Annotated in this window: 1 protein-coding gene; it reads right to left on the reverse strand. The window is 67.4% G+C overall.

Annotated elements, in window-relative coordinates:
• Positions 1–18: 18 nt before the first annotated feature.
• Complete coding sequence (locus AB0A90_RS34730; RefSeq protein ID WP_357256211.1) at positions 19–1,230, reverse strand: IS110 family transposase; 1,212 nt, start codon at positions 1,228–1,230, stop codon at positions 19–21.
• Positions 1,231–1,447: the final 217 nt, after the last annotated feature.

The raw sequence follows: 1,447 nt of genomic DNA on the forward strand, positions 1-1,447 counted from the left end.
GGAGTTTCAATGACCAAGTCAAGCCGTAGACGCGGTCAGCGGTGGTGTGGGTTGGAACTCGCGGCCGTCGCGCAGCAGTGCCCAGACGACGTCGATCAGGCGGCGGGCCAGGGCGATCAGGGCTTGGGTGTGGATTTTGCCCTCGGCGCGTTTACGCCGGTAGAAGACTTGCGATGGGCCTTCGGGTCTGATCGCCGACAATGCGGCGAGGTAGAACACGCGGCGCAGGCCGCGGTGGTAGCGCTTGGGCCGGTGCAGGTTTCCGCGTACGCGTCCGGAGTCACGGGATACCGGGGCAAGTCCGGCGTAGGCGGCCAGCCGCGACGAGCTGCCGAACGTGGCTCGCAGGTCTCCGCCGGTGTCGGCGAGCAGTTGGGCGCCGAGGATCGGCCCGAATCCGTTCACGCTGGTGATCCGGGCCGCGTGTGGGTGCTGTTCGAACGTGATGGTGATCTGCTTGTCCAGGTTCTTGATCTCGCGGTCCAGGTCGAGCAACTGCGCGGCGAGACGAGCGATCAGCGGAGCCACCGCAGCCTCGGTGGGCAACGCGATCGTCTGGGCGGCCGCTGCGGCCAAGGCCTTGTCGACCATGGCCGGGATGCCTTTGGCCCAGGCGCCACCCGCCAACAGATGCTCGGCCACCCTGTCGGCGCCGGCATCGCGGATACCGGCGGCGGTCTGGAAACCGGTCAGCAGCACCAAAGCCGAGCGGGTCGAGTAGTCGAACGCTGCTTCCAGCGCGGGGAAGATCGACGCGAGCAGGTCCCGCAGCCGGTTGACGCCGCGCACCCAGTCACCCATCAGGTCCTCCCGCCGGGCGGTCAGGACCTGCAGTTCGGCGATGGCCTGGTCCGGGCTGGTGACCTCGGTCAGGTCGTGGCGCAGCCGGGCCGTCTCGGCGATGGTGAAGGCGTCTTTAGCGTCGCTCTTACCTTCCCCGGCGAACGCGCCGGCCATCCGGTTGACCAGCCGGCCGGGCACATACATCACCGTCGCACCGGCCCGGCGCAGCACCGCGAGCAGCAGACCCGCAGTCCCCGAGGTCATATCCAAGGCCCACCGCACCTGCCCGGCAGCCTTGCCCGCCCGGGCGATCAACGCCTCGATCTCGGCCTGGCCGTTGGCCAACCGCTTACTGAACACCACCTTCCCGGTCCCGTCGACCGCACACGCATGGTGATGCGCCTTGCCGACATCGATACCGATCCAGATCTGCTCCCGGACCTTCACCGGCCCGAACCTCCCCATCGAGCGTGACCCCGTCGACGGCACTGCCGGCAGCTCCATAAACAGCGACCAACACGCAGATTTCAATCAGCAGCCAGGCCATCGCAGAACGACAGGGCGGCTACTCCTTCGGAACCACCACGGGCAAGCAGCCATCAGCCACACCCCACCGCTCCGGGCATCCGAGACATCGATCCCGGACATCAACAATCTTATGGAG

Origin of the sequence: Micromonospora sp. NPDC049204 (assembly GCF_040647935.1) — a bacterium.
Lineage (GTDB): Bacteria > Actinomycetota > Actinomycetes > Mycobacteriales > Micromonosporaceae > Micromonospora.